Source organism: Oxalicibacterium faecigallinarum (assembly GCF_014635705.1).
Lineage (GTDB): Bacteria > Pseudomonadota > Gammaproteobacteria > Burkholderiales > Burkholderiaceae_D > Oxalicibacterium > Oxalicibacterium faecigallinarum.
In genome coordinates this window covers 1-19,325 of record NZ_BMDI01000005.1, presented here as the reverse complement: position 1 = coordinate 19,325, position 19,325 = coordinate 1, and the positions used below count along the sequence as shown (strand labels likewise).

At 61.5% G+C, this 19,325-nt stretch carries 24 protein-coding genes; 3 read left to right on the top strand and 21 right to left on the bottom strand.

Annotated features, from left to right (window positions below; genetic code table 11):
- Positions 1 to 3: 3 nt before the first annotated feature.
- From traL to IEV29_RS15665, 4 genes are all read right to left on the bottom strand, one after another.
- Positions 4 to 297: a type IV conjugative transfer system protein TraL gene (gene traL, locus IEV29_RS15680; RefSeq protein ID WP_009242082.1), complete on the bottom strand. Its 294-nt coding sequence runs from the start codon at positions 295 to 297 to the stop codon at positions 4 to 6.
- Between the two features lie 15 nt (positions 298 to 312).
- Positions 313 to 645 carry a TrbC/VirB2 family protein gene (locus IEV29_RS15675; protein ID WP_009242081.1) on the bottom strand — a complete coding sequence of 111 codons (333 nt, stop codon included), beginning with the start codon at positions 643 to 645 and terminating at the stop codon, positions 313 to 315.
- Positions 646 to 739: 94 nt separating this feature from the next.
- On the bottom strand, positions 740 to 1,123 hold the full coding sequence (locus IEV29_RS15670) for a hypothetical protein (protein WP_017510505.1): 384 nt from the start codon (positions 1,121 to 1,123) through the stop codon (positions 740 to 742).
- 1 nt (position 1,124) lies between these two features.
- On the bottom strand, positions 1,125 to 1,625 hold the full coding sequence (locus IEV29_RS15665) for a lytic transglycosylase domain-containing protein (protein WP_009242079.1): 501 nt from the start codon (positions 1,623 to 1,625) through the stop codon (positions 1,125 to 1,127).
- Positions 1,626 to 2,059: 434 nt separating this feature from the next.
- Between IEV29_RS15665 and IEV29_RS15660 the strand changes: the two genes are divergently transcribed.
- Positions 2,060 to 2,770 carry a response regulator transcription factor gene (locus IEV29_RS15660; protein WP_229726454.1) on the top strand — a complete coding sequence of 237 codons (711 nt, stop codon included), beginning with the start codon at positions 2,060 to 2,062 and terminating at the stop codon, positions 2,768 to 2,770.
- Here IEV29_RS15660 and IEV29_RS15655 read toward each other — a convergent pair.
- The 8 genes from IEV29_RS15655 to IEV29_RS15620 form a co-directional block, all read right to left on the bottom strand.
- On the bottom strand, positions 2,739 to 3,674 hold the full coding sequence (locus IEV29_RS15655; protein WP_229726453.1) for a sensor histidine kinase: 936 nt from the start codon (positions 3,672 to 3,674) through the stop codon (positions 2,739 to 2,741). The two genes, IEV29_RS15660 and IEV29_RS15655, sit on opposite strands and share 32 nt — an antisense overlap.
- A 41-nt stretch (positions 3,675 to 3,715) precedes the next feature.
- Positions 3,716 to 3,991 carry a YunC family protein gene (locus tag IEV29_RS15650; protein ID WP_009242076.1) on the bottom strand — a complete coding sequence of 92 codons (276 nt, stop codon included), beginning with the start codon at positions 3,989 to 3,991 and terminating at the stop codon, positions 3,716 to 3,718.
- Between the two features lie 32 nt (positions 3,992 to 4,023).
- A complete protein-coding gene (locus IEV29_RS15645) occupies positions 4,024 to 4,878 on the bottom strand; it encodes a PAS domain-containing protein (protein WP_188382262.1) in 855 nt (284 codons plus the stop codon).
- Between the two features lie 90 nt (positions 4,879 to 4,968).
- Positions 4,969 to 5,181 carry a hypothetical protein gene (locus tag IEV29_RS15640; RefSeq protein ID WP_188382261.1) on the bottom strand — a complete coding sequence of 71 codons (213 nt, stop codon included), beginning with the start codon at positions 5,179 to 5,181 and terminating at the stop codon, positions 4,969 to 4,971.
- A 141-nt stretch (positions 5,182 to 5,322) separates the two neighbouring features.
- Entirely contained in the window at positions 5,323 to 8,199 is a 2,877-nt protein-coding gene (gene mobF / locus IEV29_RS15635; protein ID WP_507763461.1) for a MobF family relaxase, read from the bottom strand.
- Positions 8,200 to 8,204: 5 nt separating this feature from the next.
- Positions 8,205 to 8,660 carry a protein-disulfide reductase DsbD N-terminal domain-containing protein gene (locus IEV29_RS15630; RefSeq protein WP_188382259.1) on the bottom strand — a complete coding sequence of 152 codons (456 nt, stop codon included), beginning with the start codon at positions 8,658 to 8,660 and terminating at the stop codon, positions 8,205 to 8,207.
- An 11-nt stretch (positions 8,661 to 8,671) separates the two neighbouring features.
- Positions 8,672 to 10,669 (bottom strand): type IV secretion system DNA-binding domain-containing protein, encoded by a 1,998-nt coding sequence (locus IEV29_RS15625; protein WP_188382258.1) that lies wholly within the window; start codon positions 10,667 to 10,669, stop codon positions 8,672 to 8,674.
- 1 nt (position 10,670) lies between these two features.
- A complete protein-coding gene (locus tag IEV29_RS15620; RefSeq protein ID WP_017510513.1) occupies positions 10,671 to 11,048 on the bottom strand; it encodes a plasmid mobilization protein in 378 nt (125 codons plus the stop codon).
- Between the two features lie 312 nt (positions 11,049 to 11,360).
- On the opposite strand from IEV29_RS15620, the gene IEV29_RS15615 reads away from it, so the two are divergent.
- Positions 11,361 to 11,681, top strand: a complete 321-nt coding sequence (locus tag IEV29_RS15615) for a hypothetical protein (RefSeq protein WP_188382257.1) — start codon at positions 11,361 to 11,363, stop codon at positions 11,679 to 11,681.
- Positions 11,682 to 12,201: 520 nt separating this feature from the next.
- Entirely contained in the window at positions 12,202 to 12,495 is a 294-nt protein-coding gene (locus IEV29_RS15610) for a hypothetical protein (RefSeq protein ID WP_229726452.1), read from the top strand.
- Between the two features lie 637 nt (positions 12,496 to 13,132).
- Here IEV29_RS15610 and IEV29_RS15605 read toward each other — a convergent pair.
- From IEV29_RS15605 to IEV29_RS15565, 9 genes are all read right to left on the bottom strand, one after another.
- Positions 13,133 to 13,750 (bottom strand): recombinase family protein, encoded by a 618-nt coding sequence (locus tag IEV29_RS15605; RefSeq protein WP_038314819.1) that lies wholly within the window; start codon positions 13,748 to 13,750, stop codon positions 13,133 to 13,135.
- 7 nt (positions 13,751 to 13,757) lie between these two features.
- Positions 13,758 to 13,994 (bottom strand): hypothetical protein, encoded by a 237-nt coding sequence (locus IEV29_RS15600; protein WP_011798641.1) that lies wholly within the window; start codon positions 13,992 to 13,994, stop codon positions 13,758 to 13,760.
- A 12-nt stretch (positions 13,995 to 14,006) separates the two neighbouring features.
- Positions 14,007 to 14,333 carry a ParB N-terminal domain-containing protein gene (locus IEV29_RS15595; protein WP_188382256.1) on the bottom strand — a complete coding sequence of 109 codons (327 nt, stop codon included), beginning with the start codon at positions 14,331 to 14,333 and terminating at the stop codon, positions 14,007 to 14,009.
- Positions 14,334 to 14,347: 14 nt separating this feature from the next.
- A complete protein-coding gene (locus IEV29_RS15590) occupies positions 14,348 to 14,677 on the bottom strand; it encodes a hypothetical protein (RefSeq protein ID WP_017510519.1) in 330 nt (109 codons plus the stop codon).
- 172 nt (positions 14,678 to 14,849) lie between these two features.
- The gene (gene radC, locus IEV29_RS15585) at positions 14,850 to 15,344 is read right to left on the bottom strand and encodes a RadC family protein (RefSeq protein WP_011798644.1); all 495 of its coding nucleotides are present in this window, start codon (positions 15,342 to 15,344) and stop codon (positions 14,850 to 14,852) included.
- A 555-nt stretch (positions 15,345 to 15,899) separates the two neighbouring features.
- The gene (locus IEV29_RS15580; RefSeq protein WP_011798645.1) at positions 15,900 to 16,118 is read right to left on the bottom strand and encodes a hypothetical protein; all 219 of its coding nucleotides are present in this window, start codon (positions 16,116 to 16,118) and stop codon (positions 15,900 to 15,902) included.
- 43 nt (positions 16,119 to 16,161) lie between these two features.
- The gene (locus IEV29_RS15575) at positions 16,162 to 16,611 is read right to left on the bottom strand and encodes a hypothetical protein (protein ID WP_017510524.1); all 450 of its coding nucleotides are present in this window, start codon (positions 16,609 to 16,611) and stop codon (positions 16,162 to 16,164) included.
- Between the two features lie 13 nt (positions 16,612 to 16,624).
- Positions 16,625 to 17,092, bottom strand: a complete 468-nt coding sequence (kleA, locus tag IEV29_RS15570) for a stable inheritance protein KleA (RefSeq protein ID WP_027477989.1) — start codon at positions 17,090 to 17,092, stop codon at positions 16,625 to 16,627.
- Between the two features lie 53 nt (positions 17,093 to 17,145).
- The gene (locus IEV29_RS15565; RefSeq protein WP_051443603.1) at positions 17,146 to 19,122 is read right to left on the bottom strand and encodes a DUF3560 domain-containing protein; all 1,977 of its coding nucleotides are present in this window, start codon (positions 19,120 to 19,122) and stop codon (positions 17,146 to 17,148) included.
- Positions 19,123 to 19,325: the final 203 nt, after the last annotated feature.

The window sequence follows — 19,325 nt, the reverse complement described above, 5'->3', positions numbered from 1 at the left end:
CCCTTATCCATTGAGTTCTCGAATGTGGCTACCCGGCAGTTCTTTCGGCTCGGGAAACCCGGTGAACCAGTACAGGAGGTGGGTGGCCATGCCCGGATGCTTCCCAGCCTTCAGCTTCCCGTAGAAAAAGGCAGCTCCAATACCAAGGAACAGCCCAATCACCGGGAAGCCGGAGCCAATGCCAACCAACACGCCCATGAGGCCGATCATGGCAACGTCCATTTCCCAAAAGAGGAACTTGGCTCCGTCGTCCAGTCGGCGCGGGATGTAGTGAGAGAGATCCGTTTTTTCGGACATGGCCACCTCCTGCGCTTAGATGACGGCCGTGAAACTGGCGTTGACGATGCCGACGATCACGCCGATACCCATCGACAGCACCACCGCGCCGAAGAACCAGCTCCAGTCCTTCTTGACGGCGGCGACGACGGAACCCACGCCGATGGCGATCAGGGCGGCCAGCTTGCCCAGGTTGCCCTTCACCCAGCCGTCCCACTTGGTTACGGCGGCGTCGAACTCCGTGCCGTCACTGGCGTATGCGCCGGAAGCCAGCATCATCAGACCCAGGATCAGGCCGGCGAGCATCAGGGCCTTGAACCACTGGCCCGCTTCCTTGCGAACATCGACTGCTTGAATTGCTGCGTTCATCTTCAAAAACTCCTACGTAGAAAGTTGGTTGGAACCCCTGAATTTCCCCGTGTGGGGCCTTGCGCCAGGGGGATGCGCAAAGACGGAAAGCCCATCACTTCGGTTTGGTGACAGGCTTGCATTCGTACTGAATCGCGGGCTTCTTCCGCTTCTTCTTCAGTGGCTTTTTCTTGGCCGGAACTTTCGCGTGCGAAAGTTCTTCGGGCGGCTGGATGGATTGAGGCGCAGGCATGACCGGCTCTTGAACAGGAGGCGGCGGCGGAGGCGGGACGTACAGGTGCTTGATGGAGCGTTCCGGGCAGTCTTCCCCGTCGCAGAACACAAACTTGGTGTCGCGGGGGACGCCGAACTGCACCACGTCGGAGAGACGATCCAGGGGGTTTGGCTGGTTCAGTGACTGCGCATTGGCAGCAGTGACGCCAGCAGCAGCCAGCGCAAAGACGATAGAAATGCGAAACGGTTTGGCTGGCAACGCCATATCAATCCCCTTGGAAACTGGCCACTTGGGCCGGTGAAGTTGAAATTTGGTGGGCTTGCTGTCTGCGGTAGCCCTCGTAGAACCGCTGCACGTCGCGGACGTACTCGACCTGGGCGCTCACATTGGTTGATGCCGGGCCGGCGTAGTAGCAGCCCACGGACTTCCAGGTAGCGCCGAAACGCTGGATGCAGTCGGCCAGAACCCAGGCCCCCACCTTCTGCGAGGTGCAAGCGTCGAACAGGTGTTCACGGCGGATGCCGAAGCGAGCGAGGTTCGGCAGGTGGATCGTGTTGATCTGCATGAGGCCCAGCGCGCGGTTGCCGTCTTTCAGCTTCGGGCCGACTGCCCCCGTCCACCCGCGCGATTCCTTCCAGGCAATCGCCTTCAACAGCAGGGGGTCGATCCCGTAGCCGCGCCCAGCCTCATCCCAGCACGTTGCAGAAGCAGCAAGCGGCAGCATCAGCGATGCCGCCGCGATCAGTGCGCGTGCAGAGAAGTACATAGAGGCGTTTCCCATTGCGTTATTGTAGCAGTCAACTTGCTTTCACGGTGAAAGCACGATAACAGAAAAAACCTAGAGCGACAAGGCATCTAGCCTAGGTTTGTCATCTTGGGATGTGGTCTTGCGGCACCCATCCGACAGCCCCGCTTTACCCGCCGAATCCCGCTTGCCAAAGGCATGAAATGCCCACGGCAAGGGGCCAAATGATACCATGTAGGAGAAAAATAACTTCCTGTCGGCGGAAGCATTGGGTTAGATGGCACGTATAATGCTGTCCCCCGAACGGTGCAGATCATGGCTAGATCAGCCGGGCGCGGTATATCGAATGCGGCTTTTCTGTCAAAATTCGGTTATTGCCTCGCCGGCGAGGGTGTTGCACCCACCGCTGATCTGCATGGCCGCTAAATCCGCCAAGCACGGCAGCGCCTGCCTGCATGGCCAACGAACTTCGGGATCAACACGATCCCAAACCAATAGGTGACGTTTTGGGAATAAAAGTATTTCTTGCGGACGATCACCGGCTGCTGGTGGCCGGTTTCCGCGATGTATTGAAGGACTACGGGATCGACGTAGTAGAGGTGGCCTACAGCCTGGACGGGCTGATCGACCGCTTCCTAGAGGTCAAGCCGGATGTCCTGGTGATCGACGTGCGCTTTGACAGTAAAGGCTGTGGCGAGAACGGGCTGGACGTGTGTGAGGAACTGCTGGCCCGCGATCCCTCGGCCAAAATCATCGTCTTTAGCCAGTTTGACGATCAATACATCATCGAGCGTTCCTACAAGCTCGGCGTGCTGGCCTTTGTGCGCAAGGATGAAAGCACGGAAGTGCTCAACGAGGCGATCAACACGGTAGCCCAGGGCAAGGAATACTTTTCCCCGGAGATTGCCCGCCTACTCGCATGGTCGGCCGTCAAGGATCGGAACCCGAACCGGCTGCTGGATGAGAACGAAATGCGGGCCTTCAGTCTTGCAGCCGATGGCGCATCCATGACCGAAATTGCCACCGCAATGGACTTGTCCACCAAGACCATCGGCCACTTGATGAAGGGCGTAAAAGCCAAGCTAGGCGTTGAAAGCCAAGCGGACATCACCAAGCTGGCGATCCGTCACGGCATTACGACAACTGCCCTGAAAACGAAAAGCTGAGTTTCGTTCCCGGCCGCTTCTGGTTGGTAGGATCGGCCGCCTGTATTTTCAGCGCACCGCCAAGCACCCTCACCCGCTCACGCATGTCGATCAACCCGATTCCGGCGTGCTCTCCATTCCGGGCGGTAGCTTTCATGCCTACGCCGTCGTCTGTGATTTCGACCTTGTAAGTATCCATCGCCTTGTTGTGGTGGATGCTGACGTGAACTTGGTCGGCTTTGGAGTGTTTGATGGCGTTGAAAATCGCTTCCCGGATGATCTTGTAGGCACTGACTGCGGATGTCTCTGGCAGCGCCGGCCGCTTCGGTAGGTTGTGCTCCAGCGTGATGGCCGGTTTCTCGGAAATATTCGTGTAGTGGGCCACCAGCGACTCCAGGGCGGCCGTGAAGCCGATGGAGTCGATAACCTCGATCCGCGTGTTCTTGATGATGTCCCGCATTTCGGCGTAGGCGTCGTTGAGCATCCCCGAGGCGTTGCCCAACAGCTCGGCCGCCCGCGTATTCCCAGCCACCAGCGGCTCAAGCTGCTTCAGCACGTTGCGCGTGAGCAGGAGCTGGGGATTCACCTCGTCGTGCAGACGGCGTGCGAGGGTGCGCCGTTCCTCGTCAATGCGCCGGTTCGATTCAGCCAGGACACGGCGGGTTTCTTCGTGAGAAACGTCCACGCGCTCCATCCCGTAGCGGACGGTGATGTAGAGCACGTAGAGAAAAAACACAAGCATCAGGCCAGCGGCGATGTGCGAAATCATGTTGGCCCGGTTCATGAGCGGCAGCGCCAGGATCATCAGCGCCGCCCATACCCAAAGGAAATACTTGGCCGCCTGGTTGCCGCGCACAGCCAGCACCATGCTGACCAAAAAGACGGTCAGCAAGAAAGCGCAGCTCGTATAGAAGATGACTTCCACTTGGATGCCCTCGCTCCACTCTCCAGGCGGCACGGTCTAAATCACCGCATCTTGTTCAGTGCGTCTTGGCCAGACTCGCCCACCTGGATACCCAGCTCAACCGCTTTGTTCGAGGTGGCCACCACCTTGGCCTTGCGCATGTCGTCAAAGGTATTCACCCCGGTCACGATTGCGCAAACCTCGCCGGTTTTGTTGCAGGTTTCGACATTGATATACCCGCAACCGAGAATCCCCTTTGGGGCCTTCATTACCAGCAGCGGCCGCGCCAGATCGAATTGCAGCAGTTCCAAGTGCTCTTGAATGGCTCCAGCGTCCATAGTCATTTCCTTTATAGAGAGGGTTGAAAAAATCAGTTCTTGCGTTTGCTGTTCTGGATCATTTCACTGATAGCGTCATTGGCGATGGTCGCCTTGAACGCATCTACAAAATGATCGACATATTCCGGGTGCTTCTTGTCCATTTTGGATATGTCGATATTGATGCAAATAAACCCGATCAAGCCGTACACGTCATGAAAGATCGGGATCGTGGTTGACTTCACTGCCCGACCGTCTTTCAGGCTGATGTCGTAGCTCACGAACGAAGCGCCACGCCCTTGGCCCTGCCCTTCGCCATAGCTGTAGTTCTTGATGAGCTGGATACCGAAGTTGGTATTCGTGTCACCCAGCCTGCGGCCTGAAATGGGGTTCTGCACGGCCACAATCGAGCGCAGTGGGTTGCGCGTGTCGTGCAAGACGATTTCTACCGGCGTGCCCGCGAAGGTCTGGCCAATGCCGTTCACGATGTCCGCATAGGACTGGAAGATGCGATCCTTCTCCCGATCCACCTCTGACAGCGCCGCATAGTCGGGCTGCTGGGTCAGCATGAGGTACTTGGCCTTGGTCGGCCCGTCCAGCAACAGGGTGACGTTGTTGGAGTTGCCCAGGTAGATCAAATCCGCGACGGCGCGCGGCGAGGGATGCTGAGAGAGGTAGTTGACCGCCTTCACGAACAATTCCCGATCCAGGTACAGCGCCCCGGTGTCATCGGCGCGGATCGGGTAGAACTCGTCGTAGGCGGCCAGTGCTTTACCGGGCAGAACCCTAAGATCAGGGGAAGGCGGGGCACGAAAGCCCAGCACATAAATGCTGATGGCTGCGATCAGTACGCCCGGCACAAAAACCGAAGCCAAGCGTTTCCAGTTGATCGTTGAAATAATAGACACGCGCACCTCTCCCTGAATCCACCGAAGAACCTCACATGATATTCGGGTTCCCGGCACCCCGGCAAACAGGGCGAGGCGACTATGGCGCGGTCACTTTTTCCGTTTCTTCAAGTCGCTTTCGATGAGTCCCGAAATATAAGTGTTGGCGGGGATTTTCAGATCGTCGCACAAGTCCATCATGCGCTCGTGCAGCTCGGGGTCCATCCGCAGGGATACCGTTCGGCGGTCGCCATAATTGCGAGTTCTACGGCGTTTCGTTCCCTGCCCATCGGCCGACATCTCGGCGTCCTTTGGGTCGGTCATGGCTTGTTCTTTTGCATAGTCAAAGGTTCATCACACAAGTCTAAGCCGACTTGCCTACTGGCGAAAAGCGGAACCAGCCGCCAACTTTCGCGCGCGAAAGTCGGTCAAGACCAGCGCGCGCAAGTTGACATTTTATCGGGATTACCTTTGCACGTCACCGTTTCGCTGCGGCGACACCGGGCGTTCCCCCACGTTGTCGGCGGTGATTGCCGTGGCCCGTTCGTGCTGCCGGAGCGTTTCCACGGCGCTGGTCTTGTCCTGCTTGGCCGCCACCGCCTTGGCCGCCACCGCCTTGTCGTTGGTATAGATGCGCAGCTCATGCGAGGCGCGCGTGGCCCCGACATAGAAGCTCCGATCACCGAAGACCTTGGCCATGTTCTCCAGCGCCCGCTCCTGCTTCTTCTCGCTCTCGGTCTGAGGCGCGCGGATGTGGAAGATGGCCCGGTGCTGAGTCGCACCCTGCGAGGCGTGAACCGTCTGCGCGTAGGCATGATCCCAATGCTTGTTGCGCGACAGATCCACTTGGTGCAGTGACACGTCTTTACCCTGCTTCAGCTCCAGCGTCACTTTGTCCCCAGCCACGGCCGTGACGCGCGCCACCTCGCCGTTTTTGAACTCGCCTTCGTTGCGGGTGATACGGATCAGGTCGCCCTTGGCCAGCTCGCGGGTGTCGCGGTCGTACACCTCGATCTTGTTGTGCTTCTTCGGCTGCCACGCGATCACAGAGCCGTCTTCCTTCTGGAGCACCACGGTGCCGTTGGGTGCATCCACGGCCGAAACGCGCATGTATTCACCCTTCTTGGCGTCGATCTGCTGGTAGTCCCGCCCGAAGCGCACCACGTCGCCAGCCTTGTAGTATTGCGCCTCCTTCTGCATGGCGCGCGTCCAGCCCTTCGAGGTGTAGATTTCCCGCGTGTCCTCGGAGCGCGACAGCTCTCCCTGTTCCTTCAGTCCCTCGCGCACGCCGGCATTGATGGCCCGCCTGTCTTCGTTATAGGCGGTAATGACGATGGTGCGCTCCCGCTCGGCCTTGTCGAGCTTCAAGATGTCCTGCACCACGGCCGCCACCAGGCGGCCCTTGTCGTCCTCGGACTTCTCGGGGATTTCCCGGATCATTCCCGCCTTGTCCATGTACTCGAAGGCCCGTGCGTTGTTGGCCAGCTCCACTTGGGTGAGCCGCTGACCTTCCCCAAGGTTGTCGCGGCCGGTGATGATGTCCACGGCTTGCTTCAGGTCGGCGGTCTTCTGGCGGTTGATTTCGGTCATGTAGGCGGTTTCCATGCCGTCCCGCTGGGCCAGCTCGAAGGGCTTGCCGGCCTCCACGCCCTGCAACTGGAGCGTGTCGCCCAGGTACACCACCTTGGCCCCGGCCTTTTCGGCCATGTGGTCGAGCTGGGCCTTCTGACGCTGCGACAGGAAGGACGATTCATCCACGATCCAGACTTCCGCCTTGCGCTGGAAGTCGGGTGCGTACTGCTTGGCAAACTCGATGTCCTTCTGTAGCTGCCGCTCCTTGATCTGGAACATCGAGACGGTATCGGTAGCAATACCTGTCTCCCTGGCCAGCACCTTGCTGGCCGCGCCGGTCGGAGCCATACCGCGCACCGTGTAGCCCTGCTCCTGCGCCATTTCGCGCACGCCTTTGAGCATGGTGGTTTTACCCGTCCCGGCAAGGCCCTGCACCGCCACGTAACGATCTTCAGTGGTCAGTACCTTGCTGATGGCCTCTTTCTGGCCTTCACTGTATTTGAAGCCCTGCCTGCCCTCGGCCTGCGCGATCCGCGCTGCCACCGCTTCCGGCTCCATCATCTTCGGCGTCTGGCCCTTCTGTGCGCGCACTTGGTCGAGCGCCCACATTTCGCTGCCCAGCATCTTCTTGGTCGTGTAGTTGCCGTCAGGCAAGGCCACCAGATCGCCGTCCTTCTCCAGCTTGTCGAAGGCGCGCTTCACTTCCGATGCTGAAACGCGCCCTGCCCCGTGCTCGATGGCCGCCGCCATGAGGTCGTTCTTTGATACCACGGCCTCGCGCTCGATCAGGTGCGCAGCCGCAAAGGACATCGCTTCCCGGCCGGTGAGCTTGTCGGCCCGGATCACGCCGCCCTGCGCGCGCTGCGCGTCGGCCTTCGCCTGGATGGCGTCGAAGTCGATCCCGATTTCTTTGGCCCGCTCCTTCCAGCTCCCGATCAGGGCTTCGTGATCCACGTCCACTTTGCGCGCCCTGGTCTTCAGCGTGGCGTCCTCCTTCTGCTGCGCGCTGGCGTCGTCGATGTCCACGCCCTTGGCTTTCAGCGCCGCCTCGATTTCGGCCCGGCGCTGGCTGAAGTGCTCGATCTGTTCGCGGGTGATGCCGGCAATCTCGAAGTTGCCCTTCTCGTCGGTGCGGCGAATGTCGTAGCCCAGCGCCTGGAGCCGGTCGGCCAGCTCGGACGTGTAGATGGCCCCGATGACGCGCTGCGCGTTGTAGATTTCCTCATTGGTCAGGGAGCGCCACTGCCCATCCTCCCGCTTGGTGGCGTTCATGATGACGGCGTGCGTATGCGTCTGCGGGTCGAGGTCGCGGCTTGTGTTGTGTCGGAACATGGCCACGGTCACGTTGCCGGTCTGCACCGCCTCGGTCTTCCCGTCCACGGTTTGGCGCGTCCTGGCCAGCTCTGTTTCTATGTGGCTGAGTGCCTTTTTGACTGCTGCCTCATGCGCTTCCCGCACATCCCGCTTGCCGTACACCTCGGCCATGAGCGAAACGCTCTTGGGCGCGGAAAACGTCATGTCGGTGCCCGGCCGGTGCTCGCGTTCCTTCTCGCCGGTTTCCTCGTTCTTGACCCACTTGCCCAGTTCCTGGCCTTCCACCTTCCCGTTCAACACCTCGAAGAAGGCTTGACGGTCGATCTTGCCTGAAAGCCCAAGGTGCTCGGCCCCCTTGCCGAACCACTCGGAATGCTCCAATCCCTCGTCCTGGGTGTAGTAGTTATCAGCGGAAAAGTAGTGCAGTGCCTGCCCGGCGCTGCCTACGTTGTTCATGCTAATCATCCCTGTTTTCCTCCCATTGCCGGCACGCTGAAAGCCTTGGTGATCGGTGCATAACACACCCCCACAATGGCCGCACAGCCCTGCGCCGTGGCCACCAGCTTGACGGTCTGATTGGCCCCAGCCAAGCGCACGCGCACGGCCACCCGCTCGGTGTAGTAGCGCATGTTCTGGCCCATCGCCTTGTCGAACTTTTCAAGCGGTGGCGGCAGCTCAACGCCTGCCACCGTAACGGCCGGGTTGTCCGTTTTGAAGCTGAAACGGTCGCGGTACAGGTGATAGCCCGGCGCGATGATGTACTCCAGCTCCACCACCCGCGCATCCACCCGGCGAGCCAACACACGGAAGGCTTCATCAGGTTGCAGCAAGTCCGGTTCAGCCTGCACGGAAACGCAAAAAGCCGCCAAGCAGGCGGCCGCGACGGAATGTAGAAATGCCCGTCTCTGAGTCTTCATTGGGTATCCTCCTATAGCGCATCCGCCAGCGGGTTGGGCTTCTTGCCTTGGCTCGCTGAATTCGCATCTGTATCGTCTTTCGCGCGCGAAACCTTCTCGGCTGGCTTGATGATTTCGCCGGTCGCCTTGTCGATCACATCGCCGTTTTCGTTGCGCATTACCTCCACCGTAGCCGGCGCGTCCATATCATCATCATCCAGCATGTCGCCTTGCTCCGGCGCGGGCTGCTGATGAACTTCTGCGGTCGCCTGTGCGGGTGCCGGCGCGGCGGCCGCCGTAGTCGGCTTGAAGCTGATCGCAAAGCCGTCGCGCTCGATGAATCCGTTGGCCTGTTTCTCGGTCGGGACGTAGCCGTACTTGACACGGGCAATGGGATAGTCACCCGGAACCAGCAGATAGCCGGTCATGTCGGGCAACGTCAAAATCTCCGATGTCAGCACAAGGTCGCGCATCTGTCGGCGCGCCATAACGCTCACGCCGTCACGTTGCGAACTGAGGCCGTAGCTCAAGGTTTCATCCTTTTCATCCACCTCGGCCTGCCCCATCAATTCGGCCAACAGCTTCGCCGCAGCACCATCCGTCACACGCAGCAGCAGCTTCGTTTGGCACCCGGAAATGATCGTCTTGGCCAGATCGTGCCCGTAGATTTCGTAGAGCTGGCTGAAGTCCTGCACGCCCAGCACCATACACAAACCGTACTTTCTGGTATTCGTCAGAGCCAGCTTCAGGATGTCCAGTTTCTGGAGCGTCGGCAGCTCGTCAATACAAAACCAAAGCCGTTCTCGGTGGATAGGCTCCAGGTCGAGCACGGCCTTGATTGCCGTGTCGATCCACAACGACAAAACAGGCTTCAATGCCTCGCGCATCGCTTCCCGTGCGGTGATGAACATCCATGAATCGCCTTCTTCATGTACCCACTTGCGTATGGAGAACGATTCGCCCTCATCTGGCAAAAACCGGAAGGCTTCGAGCTGGTTCTGAACCGTCATCTTGAGCGACATCCCCGTGCGCTCGGTCGTTGGGTCAACATAGGTTGCCCCTGCCGTTCCCTGCAACAATGCGTGCATGGCGTCCAGGTTGCTCTTGGCGATAGCGTTGTAGAGGTCGCGGTTCGTGCGGCGGCCCTCGCGTCCCAATACTGCGATTACGTCCTTGAGCACCATCCGGCCAGCAAGTGCCCAAAATGGATCAGACTCGGCCGGATCGGGAATCAGGCCGTTCGCCATGTTGTCGAAGTGGTAGTCCTTGGCGATTTCGTTCCAGATGTTCCAGTTCGGGCTTCTGGAGTCCAGCGGGTTCATCAGGATGTCTTTGCCTTCACGGTAGAACGCTTGGGTGAACTCGCCGGTCGGGTCATACACGATCATCCGCTTTCCACGCGCCCGCACCTGCTTCATGAGTGCGAAAAACTGCTGTGACTTACCCGTACCCTGCGCACCTGCAAACAGCGTATGCAGCGTCTCCGACTTCACGCGCATGGGTACGCCAGCAATCTCATAAGGGCTTGCCTCGTCGCGGTGCCGGATCAGGCGCGCAAGCTCTTTTCCTTCCACTAGCTTGGCCCCGCGTAGTTGATTGTCCTGCATACGTTCGCGGCCGTAGCCCCACCAGTACAAAGAGATCAGAAACACCACACCGATGGAAGTCAGCAAGCCGAACATGCCACCGTTGCGCAGCTTTCGCCAAGCGTCCTCGGCCATGTCGTCGGTCAGCAAGGCTACCTCCGACACTTCCATCTTGCGCAGTTCGCCGTTGACGTTCAGTTCCATCTTTCCGGCCGTCATGTAGAGCGCATCCCGCGTGTGCGCCAGGACGTTCCGCTCCAGCGCGTACTTTTCGTCTGCCGTCGTCGCATTCCAGAAGTAGGCGGTAGTCACGCCCAAGCCGGCCAGGATGGAAATCAGCACGACCGTCCAGATCGCCACCACGAACAGCCGGGCTTGGTGCATCCACAACTCGGCCCCACGGGAGAAGCTGCCCGCACTCCCCTTTTCCTCACGCTTTGCCATTTCAGCCTCCTTTCAGTCGCTTGAGCTTGGCCTTCGCCTTGTTCTGCGCTTCGTACAACTGCTGCACATCCTTGGCCTCAACAATCGCGGCCAGCATGTTCTCGGCGGTGAAGACCGAAAGCAGTAACTCGTCGGGAATCTCGACCTTGCCGCCACCTTGCCCGCCAGTGCGGATTTCATCGAGAAGGCGGCGCAGGCGCTGCTCGATGTCTTGCACGTTTTCCGCGATCACGCCCTGCACCAGCGTTTGGCGCAAAAACTCGGAAATGCTGATTCCGTGCTCGTTGGCCTTGGTTCGGTAGAACCCCGCCGTGTCCTCATCGAGCCGGATGTTGAACCGCTCGGTGGGGCCTTTCCCTGTTCCTTTCGCTCTCGGCATTTTCCTTTACTCCATAAGGGTTTAGACCATTATAGCATTTTCGGTGTCGCCGCGTTGTCTTTTCGGTGTCGCCACGCTAAAAGGCGCGCCACAGCGCGGCTTTTAGCACCGCCAACTATGTTGCGTGGTGTGTGACCGTTCTTCCGGGGCGCGGGGCTTGCCCTGCGAGCTGGAAGAACGGTGCCGTTCTCTCTCCCAGGCCCTAGTGGAAGAAAACCGGGCATTTGGTAAAATGCAGCCGATCAGGGACGCAGCACGTCCCGCCAGATCAGGCAGGTTTTCCACTAGAACCCACATTGCGAGGTAAGAGCCATGAGTAGTGAAACGACGAATCCGAAGTCAGGCCGCAAGGCCAAGACGCTGGATGAAGAAATCGCAGCCCAGCGCGAAAAGCTGCGGAAGCTGGAGGAACGACAGCGGGAGCAGCAGCGCAAGGAGCGCGAGAGGAACCAGAAGGCCGTGATGGAACTCATCAAGACGGAACGGCTTGATGCGGTTCCATCTGATCTTTGGCGCGAAGCGATGCCAAAGATCAAGGCGCTTCTGATCGTTGATGCAGCGAAGCCGGCAGAGCCGGCGAAGCCTGTTCAAACTGCGCCGGATGGTGCAGCGACGGCCGAGGCCAGCCAGTGAGCGTTTTCCACAAATCCACAGGCCCCGGTGCCCTCGACCGGGGATACCCAAATATCCCAAAGGGAGAGGGTCGCGCCCGGTTTTCCACAAGAGACTTCTTGTGGGAAACCGGAAAAGCGCGAGGGCCTGTGGAGCTTGTGGGAAACGCGGCGTTTGTAGGAGAGACGGCCCCGAGTCCAGAGGCGCGCCTTTGGTCGGCTCCCCTCACGGGGAGACGAAATGGGTGGGGTTGGGTTTTGACGCATCCAGCGGCGGGACGGTGCAGGCAGCGGATGAGCGTTTTCCACAAATCAACAGGCTCCGTAGCCGTTGCCCGCGATACCTCAATATCGCAAGAGGCAACGGTCGCGCCCGCTTTTCCACAAGAAACCTCTTGTGGGAAAGCGGATCAGCGCGAGGGCCTGTTGAGCTTGTGGGAAACGCGGCGGTTGATAGGCGCACGGCCTAGCGCCCGGAGGGCGCAAGCGAAAGGGATGTGCAAGGCTGCGCAGCAGTCCCCGCAAAGCGGGGATGAGCGCGAATGCGCGAACCTGGAGCAGCCCGGTCGGCCCGCAAAGCGGGACGATTCGCCCAGCAAAGGATGGTGAAGAAGATGCAGCCAAACATCGGAAGCCAGGAGCTGCACCAGCACCTGAAAACACACGGCCGCGCGGAAATCGACGGCTGGGCGATCAATGCGGACGGTGCTGAAATCTGGCTAACTAACCCCTACGGCATCGACGTGGGGTTTTACGACAACGACGCGGAAGGATGCGGCCGCATCCTGGAGCGCATTTCAACAGACGATCACGAACGGGAATGGGGTACGCTGTAGCGGAGCCATTCAGAAATTGAGGGCAACCGACAGACGCCACGGAAGGGGCGCGGTTGCGTGACAAGGAAAGGCGAAGGCGGCGAACGAAGGAAGTCGTCTTCGCCTTTCGCACTTTCCGGCCCTGCGTGACGCGGCACAAGCGCGGAACGAAACAGCAGGCCGGAAAGCGGGGAGTAGGCGCAAGGCGAACCGCAGCAAAGCAAGGGAAGCCGCCCAGCGCCTCCCCGACTTTCGCGTGCGAAAGTTGCGCATTACCGGCCGCAAAGCGGACGGGCCGGGACGGCCGCCGAATGGCGGCAGCGGGAACCGCGACGGCCCGGCGACACGAAGCAAGTTTGCGAGGGTGGCGGCCTACGGGGCTAGCAGCGGAGAGCCTAGAAGCGGTAGCGGAGAGGCTATCGGCAGCCGGAAGCCAGGCCGCGCATTTCGCGGCCGGCGCCGGTTGCAGCGAAGCGGCAAAAGCCGGCGATGGCGGCAATAGGGCAAGGATGGTGGTCGGCCGAAGGCTGGCCACCATCGAGCCAAGGCAAGCGGAGCGATTTACGGCCCGAGTTCCTGCGAAGCGGGAACGAGAGGCCGGGAAGAAGCGAAGCCGGGGAAACCGGATTGGCACGGCCGGGCCGAAGGGCCGGCGGTGTCAATCCGGTGCTTTTTTGGGGAAGTGCCGCGCAAGGAACTTGCGCATGGTTTTCTCGGTGACGCCGAAGTATTTGGCGAGCTTCGGCGTCGTCAAACCAAGGGCGTGCAGCTCCCCTACTTTGTCGCGTTGAGGGTCGAGCTTGAGGCGGCCGGTGCTGCCTTTGCGCCGGCCGCCGATGCGGCCCTCAAGGCGAGCACGCTGCAAGCCTTCACGGGTGCGCGCGCGGGTGAATTCCACCTCGATCATGGACGCCATAGCGAAAGCGGCGGCCTGAATTTGGGCATTCAGGCTACCGTCCATGACGGTGCCGTTCTTCGTGATGATGATGGTGACGCCGCGCTCGGCGGCAGTCTCCAGAATCGAAAAGACTTGGCCGGGCGATCCACCCAGGCGGGTGAATTCTGAGGTCAGAATCAGGTCGCCGCGCTGGCTCTGCTCCAGCAGGAGCGAGCCTAGAGCGCGTTCCCGCCAGGGAACGGTGCGACTTGCCGTTTCTTCAACGACAACGAGCGGGGCGTAGCCGCGCGAGTTGGCGAAATCCAGCAGGCCAAGCCGCTGGTTCGCCACGTCTTGCGAGTCGCGGGAGACTCGCAAGTAAGCGAAGTAACGAGGCACGGCAGATTCACGCGGAGAACATGAGCTTGTAGGCGAGCGGGAAGGCGGCCAGCACGCCCACAATCGGGCACAGGCGGCGGCAGATCGCCGCGCCGGTCTTGGATTGGATGCTGCGAGCGAGAGCGAAGCCCAGCAGCCAGCCAAGGCCCCAGCCGGCGACAAGCACCAGGAGGGCAAAGAAGGTGCTGCGGCTGAAATAGTCGAGGGATGCGGACATCACTCGGTCGGCGGTTTTGTCATCCATGAAAGGCTCCGATCAGTAGACGCAAACGGAGCTGGCCAGCAGGTCAGCGAGTTTGCGGGCTTTGGTGGTCTTGGGCATGGATTGGCCAAAGTCGGTGATCGCGTCCACCAGGACGCGGCACTCGGCTTTGGTCAGTCGCACGCAGGGAATGGGATAGGTAGCGCCATCGCGGAATCGACGGGCCAGCGCCGGCACGGCGCGCAGCCGGCGATTCGCACAATGCACGGCATCGAGCACGTCGGCCACGGCCAGCATGTCGCCGGCTTTGCCGGTGAACATGTGGTCGGCCTGGGCGTGATCGCCGTCCGAAGTCAGCAGCGCGAAGATGTCGAGCGCCATGATGGGCCGGCGCGTCAGCGGCCGCGCGGAGCGCGCAGCGCGGTGGCCATGAATGGCTCAACAAAGCGCAGCAGTGCGCTTTGCTCGTCCACGGTGAAACCGCTGGTCAGGCTGTGCTCGATCAGCTCCAGGGCGGCCTCCTTGTACTCGATGGGGAGAGCACTGAGCATGGCCAGACTGAAAAGGTAGTCCGGGTGCGCGGCGGAAGCGGCGCACTGGAGCAGGATCAGCGCGGCCTCGTTAGACGGGTTTTTTTCGATCAGGTGAAGGGTTGCCCTCACCGGCTCGGGAAAGTCGCTCAAAACGGCTGTATTCGCGCCGTAGATCGGGCGATGCTCGCTCATAAGGGCCTCACGGTAGTTATTTGTCCAGAAAGGGCGAATTTTACCGGATTCAATGGTAATTAAAAGGTACGTTTTAATGCCGCTTTTTCCGGCAGGAAAAACGGTCGTTAAAACTACCGGGCAAAACGCCCCGAAGGGGCGTTTGCCGGGTTTTTCACCCGGCCAGCAGCGGCTACAGCAAGCCGCGTTGAGCGAAGGACACGGACGCGCCACCCGCGACGACGACGTGATCCAGCACGCGCACGTCCACCAGGGCGAGCGCGTCCTTCAGCACTCTGGTCAGGTTCTCATCGGCGCGCGACGGCTCGGGCACCCCGGACGGGTGGTTGTGCGCGAAAATGACGGCGGCAGCGTTCAGGCGCAGCGAGGTCTTCACCACCTCGCGCGGGTACACGCTGGTCTGCGTCAGCGTGCCCCGGAACAGCTCGATGTACTCGATGACGCGGTTCTGTGCGTCCAGGAAGATGGCCGCGAACACCTCATGCTCCAGGTTCCCGAGGCGCAGCGAGAAGAAGGCGCTGGCGTCAGCCGGCGCTGAAATCAGGCCGTTGCGCATCACCTTTTCGTCAAGGATGGCCAAGGCGGCCTCGATGACTTGGCCGGCGCTGGCCAGTTGAAACTGGCCGTTGTCGTCAATAGTGAAAAGGTCGATGTGCGAAGCGGTCATGTCATGGACTCCAGGAAGTGGGCGGGATTGCCTACTTCCTCTGGATCGGTTCGCAGCGCAGCGGTCAAGGGTGAAACGGCCAGCGGCCGCAAGCGCCCTTCAGGGCGCGCAGCCCTTGACGGCGAGAACGAACTGATACCCTTGGAAGTGACAGGCAATCCCCACCCTCTGCACACCACGGACGCCTTTGTGCAGTTGTCCAGCTTTCGCGCGCGAAAGCTCACTTCAGGCCGTCAGGCCAGCGCCCGGAGGGCGCAAGCGAAAGGGATGTGCAAGGCTGCGCAGCAGTCCCCGAAGGGGATGAGCGCGAATGCGCGAACCTGGAGCAGCCCGGTCGGCCCGCGAAGCGGGACGATTCGCCCAGCAGGTTTTCAGGGGCCAGGGCAAGCCACGGAGGGAGCGGAACAGGGGGAAGGAGAAGATCCAGCCAGCCAGCAGCAGCGACACAAGGAAGGACGCCGGCAGGACGGCGCGCGCAGCGCGCAGGCTTGCCGGCCCAGCCAGCAGGGCGAAGCCCTGCCCTTCCAGCCCGGCGCAGCCGGGCTTGTCGCCGGCCTACCGCTCCACCTGGGGAGCGGTCGCGGCCACGGCCGCCCTGCCCGCCTCCATAGCAGCATCGGCCCGCTTGTCCAGCAGGGCGCACAGGAAGGCGGCATCGTTGGCCACGTCCACCGGGTCACGGGCCAGCGCGGAGCGCAGCGCGTCTTTCATCCAGTGGGAGGCGGCGGGATCAGCTAAAACTTCGTCAATGGTTGGGACATGGGCGCGGGGCATAGTAGGTGCTCCAGTTGCGGCCGGCACCGGGCGGCCGCGCGTTTCAGAAAAGGGCCAGTTGCGGGGGTTCCGCCTCGGCCAGCTCGGTTTTCACGTCCTCCAGCTCAAGCGTCAGCTTGACCAGAATGGACAGGTCATAGGAAATGTGGGCGTCCTTCAGGCGCAGCGCCGTGCGCAGCGCGCCCAGCGGGTTGTTACCGCTGGAAATGCACACGTCGTAAGCGGACAGGGCCGCTAGGCCCTGCTCGCGGTAGCGCGTATATGTGGCGATGTCGCGCTGTAGCTCGGCCTCGTACTGCTCGATTTTCCGGGCCAGGTACTCGGCCCGGTCGGCCGGGGCCTTCGGGACGCGGTGCCCTAGATGGGGATCGAGGCTTTGCCAGTTGGTGCGGATGCCCACCTTCTCGGCCTCGGGGAATTCCGCGATCACGGCCGCGACAGCGGCCGGATCGACGGCGGCCACCAGTGCGGCGGCCTGCTCCTGTATAGACATCGGCCGCCCTCCCCTAGCCTTCCAAGCGGGTCAGCAGCGGGACAGCGCCGTAATTCCACCAGTCGAAAACCCGGTGCAGCGTGTCGCGCTGTTCGTCCTCGGTCGCGGTGCTGAAAAGGTTGTGTTGCCGGATCACGCGGCCAGCGTGGAAGGCTTGCAACACCTCCAGCGGGGACGGGGCACCATCGAGGGCGCGCAGCGCCTCGCGCAGCTCGCCGTCTTTCACGAAGCCGGGCGGGAACGGCTGGCCACGGTCGGCGGCAGCGGTCGCGGCCTGCTCGATGTCGTGCAGCGTCCATTGCTTCATGATTCGATCCAGCAGGGCCGCGCGGCCCTCACGGACTCCCGCGCGCAGCGCGGCGGCTTGTTTTTCCAGTTCCTCGGCGCTGGCCAGCTTGGCGGCCAGCTTGTTGCGCTCGTTGCGGATCGGGTCGCCCACTTCCGGCAGCAGGTCAACCCAAGGCATAAATTTCGGTTGCATGGCTCGTACTCCTTGAGCGGCCCCGGCGAAGCCGGGGCGCGTGCGTTGGTGGGTTAGGCGGTCAGGGTGAAAAGGGCGGTATTAACGGCGGTGCCGGATTCCGCGAAGGTATCGGGCGGCAGGTTCTCCCATTCGCCGCCGTGCTGCTCCACCAGCGGGCGAAGCTGGGCATTCTGGCGGGGGCCGTTGGCGCAGATCGCCACCAGCTTGCCGCCAGGCTTCAGGAAGCGCAGCGCGTGGCGGATGTGCTTGATGTCGTCTGCGTTGGCAAAGGGCGGATTCATCAGAATCCGGTCGAACGATCCCCACAAGGTTTCGGGCGTGCATTGCAGGAAGTCACCGATCACCACGGCGCGGCGGTCTGCATCGAGGCGGCCACCCAAGGCCGCGTTAATCTCCACGGCCACCACTTCGCAGCCCTCGGGCAACTGCTCCAGAATGCGGCCGGTGCCGGCGCTCGGCTCCAGCACGCGCATTCCCGGCTCGATGTCGGCCAGCTCCACCATGCGGGCGGCCAAGTCGGCCGGGGTCGGGAAAAGCTGCGGGGCGCTCACAACCTGCACGCCGGCCTTGAGCTGGTCGCGCATGGCTTGGAAGTCCTCGGCCATCGCCGCGCGCTTGTCGGTGCTCTCGGCGCTGGCTGGGGCCTGCTCGGTCGCCACCGGGGCCGGGGCCACGGGTTCGCGCTCGAATTTCACCGGCTCGGCGGCCTCGGGTGCAGGCTTGTCCACGCGCTTGGCGTCGGTGATGTAAACCTGCACGATCCGATAGCCACTATTGGCCAAAAAGGCGGTGCGGTAGCGGTATGCGCCATGCTCGGCCGTGGCTTGCGCGGTGCGGGTGCCCTTGTAATCGGTGGGCTTGCGCTTGTATTCCTCGGCGGTCATTTCGATGAAGCCTTCACCGGGGAAATTCACCAGCGGCGGCAGCTTGGCGGCCTTCTTGACCTTGGCGGCGTCTTCCTCGGTCGGCGCGCGGTAGTCCTTGATTTCCTCGATGCCGCGCACGCGCACATAACGGGCATTCGTGGTCACGCTGTTGATCTGGCCGCCCTTCTTGTTGACGCGCATCACCACCAGCCATTCACCATCGACCAGGACGCGGCCGCCCGGCTGGATGTCGAAGCCTTCAGCCTTCAGGCCGCCTTGCTCGTCCAGCATGGCGCGTTCGTAGGCAATCCGGTTTTCAAAGTGGGCAATCCAGCGGTCACAATGGGCAATCGTCGCCGGGTAGGTTTTCTTGGCCGCCTCGATCACTTCGGCTAGGGTGCGCGGCGCGTAGAGGTTCGGATGCGAGCCGTTCAAGGCGTCGTAAGCGGTCGGGGTGTGGCTCCAGTCTTCGCGGTCGCCTTCCTTGCGCGGCAGGTGCAGCCAGCACATGCCAGCGATGCGCAGGGCGACGGCCTTTTGCAGCTCGGCGTCTTGCTCGGCCTCGCATTCAAGCCACAGCTTCAGCCACATTTCGGCCTCTTGCTTGCTGCGCTCCTGCTTGCGCTTGTCGGCCTCCAGCCCTTTGATGCGGCGATGACGGACGGCGGGCAGCTCCTTGTATTTCGCATGACGCAGGGCACCGGCTGCGCGCTGCTTCCAGTATTCGGAGGTTTCCCACATCTGCACGGCGCGGCGCATCCCGTTTTCCATGCGCTCGGCGTCTTTGCGGGCCTTGCGTTCGCTGTGATGGCCCACAAGGATGGGTTGCCCGAACTCGAACCGCTGGCCGATGGCCTGCACGGCGTTGCGCGCGGCGCTGGCGTCATGGGCGCGCTTGTCGCTGTAGTCCTCGAAACGGTCGGCGCGTTCCTCGGCGCGCTCGACTAGGCCGGTGTCCTCGTCGCCAATCTCGCCGCACAGCTCCATCAGCAGGTCTTCGCGGGCCGGCGTCCACATGGGGGCCACGAAAAGCTCTTGACGGGGTGCCCACTTGAACCCGGCCGCCTTCACGCGCTCATAAGTCGCGCTATCCAGTCGGGAGGACGGATAAAGGCGCAGCTTGTTGTCTTCGGGGGAGTAGGTGGCGGTCAGCGTTTGCATGGTCGTTTTCCTTATGCGGAAGGGTTGAAGATGGTCTAAGCGGCTGGGGTCTGGTCTGCTCACCGTCACCCCTGCCGGGGCATCGCCTCATCACTGAAGCAATGCCTATATTCTACCCGTCAAACTATTGACCGTCAATAGTTTGCGAGAGAAAAAAGCCTGATTTTTCGCGGGTTCCGGGCTTGTGTTTCTTCGGGGTTCAG

Coding starts and splice junctions, on each gene's coding strand:
- traL (WP_009242082.1), bottom strand. CDS start 297: ATGTCCGAAAAAACGGATCTCTCTCACTACATCCCGCGCCGACTGGAC.
- IEV29_RS15675 (WP_009242081.1), bottom strand. CDS start 645: ATGAACGCAGCAATTCAAGCAGTCGATGTTCGCAAGGAAGCGGGCCAG.
- IEV29_RS15670 (WP_017510505.1), bottom strand. CDS start 1,123: ATGGCGTTGCCAGCCAAACCGTTTCGCATTTCTATCGTCTTTGCGCTG.
- IEV29_RS15665 (WP_009242079.1), bottom strand. CDS start 1,625: ATGTACTTCTCTGCACGCGCACTGATCGCGGCGGCATCGCTGATGCTG.
- IEV29_RS15660 (WP_229726454.1), top strand. CDS start 2,060: ATGGCCAACGAACTTCGGGATCAACACGATCCCAAACCAATAGGTGAC.
- IEV29_RS15650 (WP_009242076.1), bottom strand. CDS start 3,991: ATGGACGCTGGAGCCATTCAAGAGCACTTGGAACTGCTGCAATTCGAT.
- IEV29_RS15640 (WP_188382261.1), bottom strand. CDS start 5,181: ATGACCGACCCAAAGGACGCCGAGATGTCGGCCGATGGGCAGGGAACG.
- mobF (WP_507763461.1), bottom strand. CDS start 8,199: ATGAACAACGTAGGCAGCGCCGGGCAGGCACTGCACTACTTTTCCGCT.
- IEV29_RS15630 (WP_188382259.1), bottom strand. CDS start 8,660: ATGAAGACTCAGAGACGGGCATTTCTACATTCCGTCGCGGCCGCCTGC.
- IEV29_RS15625 (WP_188382258.1), bottom strand. CDS start 10,669: ATGGCAAAGCGTGAGGAAAAGGGGAGTGCGGGCAGCTTCTCCCGTGGG.
- IEV29_RS15620 (WP_017510513.1), bottom strand. CDS start 11,048: ATGCCGAGAGCGAAAGGAACAGGGAAAGGCCCCACCGAGCGGTTCAAC.
- IEV29_RS15615 (WP_188382257.1), top strand. CDS start 11,361: ATGAGTAGTGAAACGACGAATCCGAAGTCAGGCCGCAAGGCCAAGACG.
- IEV29_RS15610 (WP_229726452.1), top strand. CDS start 12,202: ATGCGCGAACCTGGAGCAGCCCGGTCGGCCCGCAAAGCGGGACGATTC.
- IEV29_RS15600 (WP_011798641.1), bottom strand. CDS start 13,994: ATGGATGACAAAACCGCCGACCGAGTGATGTCCGCATCCCTCGACTAT.
- IEV29_RS15595 (WP_188382256.1), bottom strand. CDS start 14,333: ATGGCGCTCGACATCTTCGCGCTGCTGACTTCGGACGGCGATCACGCC.
- IEV29_RS15590 (WP_017510519.1), bottom strand. CDS start 14,677: ATGAGCGAGCATCGCCCGATCTACGGCGCGAATACAGCCGTTTTGAGC.
- radC (WP_011798644.1), bottom strand. CDS start 15,344: ATGACCGCTTCGCACATCGACCTTTTCACTATTGACGACAACGGCCAG.
- IEV29_RS15580 (WP_011798645.1), bottom strand. CDS start 16,118: ATGCCCCGCGCCCATGTCCCAACCATTGACGAAGTTTTAGCTGATCCC.
- IEV29_RS15575 (WP_017510524.1), bottom strand. CDS start 16,611: ATGTCTATACAGGAGCAGGCCGCCGCACTGGTGGCCGCCGTCGATCCG.
- kleA (WP_027477989.1), bottom strand. CDS start 17,092: ATGCAACCGAAATTTATGCCTTGGGTTGACCTGCTGCCGGAAGTGGGC.
- IEV29_RS15565 (WP_051443603.1), bottom strand. CDS start 19,122: ATGCAAACGCTGACCGCCACCTACTCCCCCGAAGACAACAAGCTGCGC.